The organism is Streptomyces sp. NPDC096339 (assembly GCF_044762985.1).
In the GTDB taxonomy this organism is placed as follows: Bacteria; Actinomycetota; Actinomycetes; order Streptomycetales; family Streptomycetaceae; genus Streptomyces.
The window spans coordinates 1-4,636 of record NZ_JBIWFI010000075.1; the positions used below are offsets into that span (position 1 = coordinate 1).

General features: G+C 69.2%; 4 protein-coding genes and 1 pseudogene. All 5 read right to left on the bottom strand.

Translation table 11 applies throughout. The annotated features are described in order from the left end of the window. A pseudogene (locus tag ACIQ5Y_RS39790) lies at window positions 1–306 on the bottom strand (hypothetical protein); the annotation flags it as partial. Between the two features lie 36 nt (window positions 307–342). Then, window positions 343–813 carry an SRPBCC family protein gene (locus ACIQ5Y_RS39795; protein WP_403892462.1) on the bottom strand — a complete coding sequence of 157 codons (471 nt, stop codon included), beginning with the start codon at window positions 811–813 and terminating at the stop codon, window positions 343–345. Between the two features lie 67 nt (window positions 814–880). Then, entirely contained in the window at window positions 881–1,942 is a 1,062-nt protein-coding gene (locus tag ACIQ5Y_RS39800; RefSeq protein WP_403892465.1) for an NAD(P)-dependent alcohol dehydrogenase, read from the bottom strand. A gap of 84 nt (window positions 1,943–2,026) precedes the next feature. Next, a complete protein-coding gene (locus ACIQ5Y_RS39805) occupies window positions 2,027–3,388 on the bottom strand; it encodes an aldehyde dehydrogenase family protein (protein WP_403892468.1) in 1,362 nt (453 codons plus the stop codon). Continuing rightward, window positions 3,388–4,446 (bottom strand): AMP-binding protein, encoded by a 1,059-nt coding sequence (locus ACIQ5Y_RS39810; protein WP_403892471.1) that lies wholly within the window; start codon window positions 4,444–4,446, stop codon window positions 3,388–3,390. Before ACIQ5Y_RS39810 ends, ACIQ5Y_RS39805 begins: the two co-directional genes overlap by 1 nt. Window positions 4,447–4,636: the final 190 nt, after the last annotated feature.

Below are 4,636 nucleotides of genomic sequence, written 5' to 3' on the forward strand. Positions count from 1 at the left end.
TTCGGTGAGGGTGCCGTATTTGATGCCGAGGTGTTGGAGGCCGGAGCAGAAGACGGTTCCGTCGGGTGCGTCGCGGCGGTCGGCGATCTTCTCGGTTGCGTGGAGGTGGAGGAGGGAGGGGATCGGTACGTGGTGGTAGAGGTGTTGGCCGGCGACGAGGGCGTGGCCCTGGAGGCTCTGGTAGGGGAGCGACTCCCACAGGGCGTCGGCCAGTTCCGGGTTACGGCCGTCGAGTTCGGCGGTGACGGTGATACCGAGGTCGGGCCAGACGATCTCGATGTGTCGAGCAGTGGATATCTCGGTCAAGGCATTTCCCTTCAATATCGGTGTGTTCCCTCGGAATTACTTCTCGGACGACGCGAAGTGGTCCCGCATGGCGTCGGTCTGCTTCGCCATCATCGCGACGATCGCCTCGATGACCGCGGGGTCCGCGTCGTCGGCGATCGTCAGCTCGCGGGTCCAGTCGAAGAAGCAGCGGTTCGGGTCGTTGGTGATCGGCCGGATGCGGATCGTGGCGACGTAGTGGTCGACGCCCATGGTCGAGGCGACGGCGCGGTAGGTCTGGGAGCGCTCCACCTCGTTGCGCCCGGCGATCTCCTGCTGGACGAGACCGTCGTTGAAGACCAGCGTGAAGTCATAACGCGCCGGCACCCGCTCGACCGCGCCGCCCTCGGCCCAGCCCACGTTCTTCGCGTTGGGACCGGACACGATCGACACCACCTTCAGGGCGTCGCGGACGACGGCCCAGACGGCGTCCGGAGTGGCGTCGATGACGGTCGAGTCGTACATCGTGTGCTTGTTCGCGATGGCCATGAGAACTCCTGATCGGTAAGAGAAGCGGTCGGTGGTGCCTGGTGGTCTGTGGTTCGTGGGCCGCGGTTCAGGCGGCGGGGATCGTCGACGCGTCGATCACGAAGCGGTAGCGGACGTCCGCGGCCAGCACCCGCTCGTACGCCTCGTTGATCCGCTCCCCGGAGATGACCTCGACGTCCGATCCGAGGCCGTGCGCCGCGCAGAAATCGAGCATGTCCCGGGTCTCGGCGATACCGCCGATCAGCGAGCCGGTCAGCGTCTTGCGGCCGCCGATGAGCGAGAACATGTTCAGGCTGCTCGGGCCCGGCGGGACGCCGAGGTTCACCAGCGTGCCGTCCCTCCCCAGCAGGGACAGGTAGGCGTCCAGGTCCAGCTCCGCCGACACCGTGTTGACGATGAGGTCGAAGGTGCCGGCCAGCTGCGTGAACGTCGCCGGGTCCGAGGTGGCGTGGAAGTGGTCCGCGCCCAGTCGCTCCGCGTCGTCCTTCTTGTTCAACGTCCTGGAGAGCACGGTCACTTCGGCGCCCAGGGCGTGTGCGATCTTGACGCCCATGTGGCCGAGGCCGCCCAGGCCGACGATGGCGACCTTCTTGCCGGGGCCGGCCTTCCAGTGGGTCAGCGGCGAGTACAGCGTGACACCCGCGCACAGCAGGGGCGCCGCCTCGTCGAGCGGGATGCCGTCGGGGATGCGCAGTACGAAGTCCTGGTCGACGACGATGTGCGTGGAGTAGCCGCCGTAGGTGGGCTCGCCGTCGCGACCCGTGGAACCGTACGTCTCCACGGCGCCGTTCACGCAGAACTGCTGGTAGCCGTCCCGGCAGTTGTCGCAACGGCGGCAGGAGTCGACCATGCAGCCGACACCGACCCGGTCGCCCGGCCGGTACTCGGTGACGCCCGGGCCCACGGCGGTGACCACACCGGCGATCTCGTGGCCCGGAACCATCGGGAAGGTCGCGCCCAGGCCGTAGCGGGCACGGGCGATGTCGGTGTGGCAGATACCGGTGTACTTGATCTCCACCAGTACGTCGTGCTCGCCCACAGGCCGGCGGGGGATCGTGGTGCGCTCCAGCGGGGCGCCTGCGGTGGGGGCGGCATAGGCGGGGATGGATGTGGCGGTTTGTGCGTTCATGTGCTTCTTTCTGGGGGGATCGATGGCAGCACCGGACCGCGCGACGGCCCCGAGGGGCAGCGCGTGGCACGGCTTGGCCGTCGGTCAGCGCAGAACGGTCTTGGTGCGCATGAGGAATTCGGAGAGGTAGCCGTCGTGGGGCAGGCCGGGCGCCATCCACGGCGTCGGGTGGTCGCCGATGTAGACGTTGGCGATGGTCGGCTCGTTCACCAGCTCGTCGATCAGGTCCGCGTCGGTGGTGGCGGCACCCAGGACGAGGGTGTTCCGCAGCGGCCGGATCCCGGCCTCGCGGTCCCACGGTGCGACCCACGCGCAGGGGAAGCCCAGCTCCACGCCGAGCTGGTCGGAGAAGGGGCTGTCGAGCTGGTGGACGGCGGGCCGGAGCGCGGCGGTCCCGTCGCCGAGGTCGCCGACGATGCCGTCGCCGCCGAGCCACGCCTTGGTACCGGCGGCCACGCGCCGCAGGTGCGCGTCCCACCGGCGTACGGCGTCGATCGGCATGACGGGCAGGACCGCGCGTTCGTCCGTCGGGGGCAGGCTGGGCAGCGCGCCGAGGCGTTCGGCGAGCGCCGCCGCCACGGGGGCGGGGTCGCCTTCGACGAGGATGCCGGTGGCGTTGACGCAACCCACTCCCGCACCACCGCTGATCGACTCCACGACGGTGTCGAGGATCGGCTCCCAGTCGGTCTCGGCGGTGATCAGCACCTTGGAGCGCCCGGGGCCCTGCGGCAGGATGCGGGGATCTCCCGCGTACTTGCGCATGACGTCGTCACCGCCGTACACCATGCCGAGGTCGGCGTGCCGGAGGATGTCGTCGGCCACGTTGTGGTCGGTGGGCAGCAGCACGATGCGGTCCTCGCCGAAGCCGGCCTCGCGCAGGGCGGTGACCAGCCGGTACGGCGTGAACGGCTCGCGCCGGGAAGGACGTACGGCGACCTTGTAGCCGAGCGCCACGGCATCCAGCCAACCCTGGTGAACGGCCGGGTGGTTGCCCGCCGCGTGCACGGCGAACACGCTGCCGCGACGGGTCCACACCGCGCCGCCGGCCCGGGTCAGCGGATCGCGCCACGAGCCGGCCGAACCGGCCGGACGCGCGGCCCGCACGCTGTGGTGGATCCGCTCCGCGGCCCGGGCGATCTCGTCGGTGGCGCCGCGCACCACCGAGATCGGGATCCCGGTGGCCTTGCTGACGGTGTGGTGGTACTCCTCCGGCGCCAGCCCCGCGACAGTCCGCGTGGCGAAGGCCCGGCCCGCCTCGGCGAGCGCCGCGATCCGTGCGTCGAGGGGCAGCACCGGAGCCCGGTGCAGCGCCTTCATCGCGCGGGTGACGTAGAGCGAGGGCGCCACGCTCAGCGTGGCGACGGGGTTCGCGTGGACGTCTTCGATCGTCTCCAGTCGCCGGGACCGGTAGGGCCCGCTGGGGCCGAGGACATCGAGGGACAGCATCAGTAGACGCCCTCGATCACCGTCTCACCGCTGAAGGAGGCCACGGGAGCGACATCGGCGACGGAATCGCCGAACCGGTCGGTCGGCGGTGCGATCCGGGTGGCGAAGTCCCGCTCGAGGTTGTTGACCAGCAGGGCAGTCCGGCTCAGGTGGTGCACGACGATCTGCCCGCGCTCACCGTACGGAACGACCTGCCGGGTCTCGGGGTCGACCACCTGGAACGTGGTGTGGGGGGCGAAGGAGTCGAACACGCACGGCTCGTCGTCGCCGAGGCCCGGCCGCTCCACCGAGGTCCCCAGCATCATGGTGCTGCCGTAGCCGCCGACCAGCCGGGTGTTCGGGAAGACCTCGTCGCGCAGCAGATCACGGGTGTCGGCGTCCAGATGCGTGCCGCCCCAGATGATCGTGCGCACTTTTTGGTTCACCAGTTCGACAAGACGGTCGTGCTGGGCGAGGCGTTCCAGCATCGGCGGGGTCGCGAAGAGCACGCCCACCTCCTGGCTGGTCAGGATGAAACCGATCTGTTCGATGAGGTGGTCGGTATAGGCACTGGCCATGTCCATCCGGCCGTCCGCGATCAGCTTCTTCACCCATCGCGGGTCCAGGTCGAGGGCGAAGTTCAGTCCGCCCCGGAGCGCCGCCGTGTCGACCGCCATCGCGCCGACGTTGTGCGGCCCGGTGGGAACGGCACTGAGCCAGTCGACGTCGCGCGGCACGCCGTGCTCGTCGAGCCGGTCGCTGAACCATTCGACGCTGCTCCGGTGCCACTCCGCGGTGAACATCACCCGCTTGGGCTCCCCGGTGGTGCCGCCGCTCTCGTAGACACTGGCGGCGTGCGCGTCACCGTGGCCCAGGGGAATCAGGTCGCGGACACCGACATCGCGCAGTTCGTCGACCACATTGGGAAACAAACCGAGATCGTCGAAATCCCGGACATCGGTGAGCGGATCAAAATCGAGGGTCTGGGCCCGCTTCAGCCAGAACGGCGACCCGGTCTCGGGGCTGAAGTGCCACCGCATCATCTCGCGGACGAACTCTCCGCCGTCTTGCTCGGCCATGCACTGTCCTCTCGCTAAATATCAACGAACGCAAAGACCTCGGTGTCCACGGCGGTCGAACCCGCCGCGAACAGCGCCCTAGTTCGACGACAGGGCGGGGTGTTGTTGGCGGAGGTCGTCGGTGGCGTCCCAGGGGAAGAGGTGGAGGTTCCAGGCGCCGAGGAGGTTGATGTAGAGGGCGAGTTGGCGG

Excerpts from the sequence above, each read along its gene's own strand:
- ACIQ5Y_RS39795 (WP_403892462.1), bottom strand. The coding sequence starts at position 813 with ATGGCCATCGCGAACAAGCACACGATGTACGACTCGACCGTCATCGAC.
- ACIQ5Y_RS39800 (WP_403892465.1), bottom strand. The coding sequence starts at position 1,942 with ATGAACGCACAAACCGCCACATCCATCCCCGCCTATGCCGCCCCCACC.
- ACIQ5Y_RS39805 (WP_403892468.1), bottom strand. The coding sequence starts at position 3,388 with ATGCTGTCCCTCGATGTCCTCGGCCCCAGCGGGCCCTACCGGTCCCGG.
- ACIQ5Y_RS39810 (WP_403892471.1), bottom strand. The coding sequence starts at position 4,446 with ATGGCCGAGCAAGACGGCGGAGAGTTCGTCCGCGAGATGATGCGGTGG.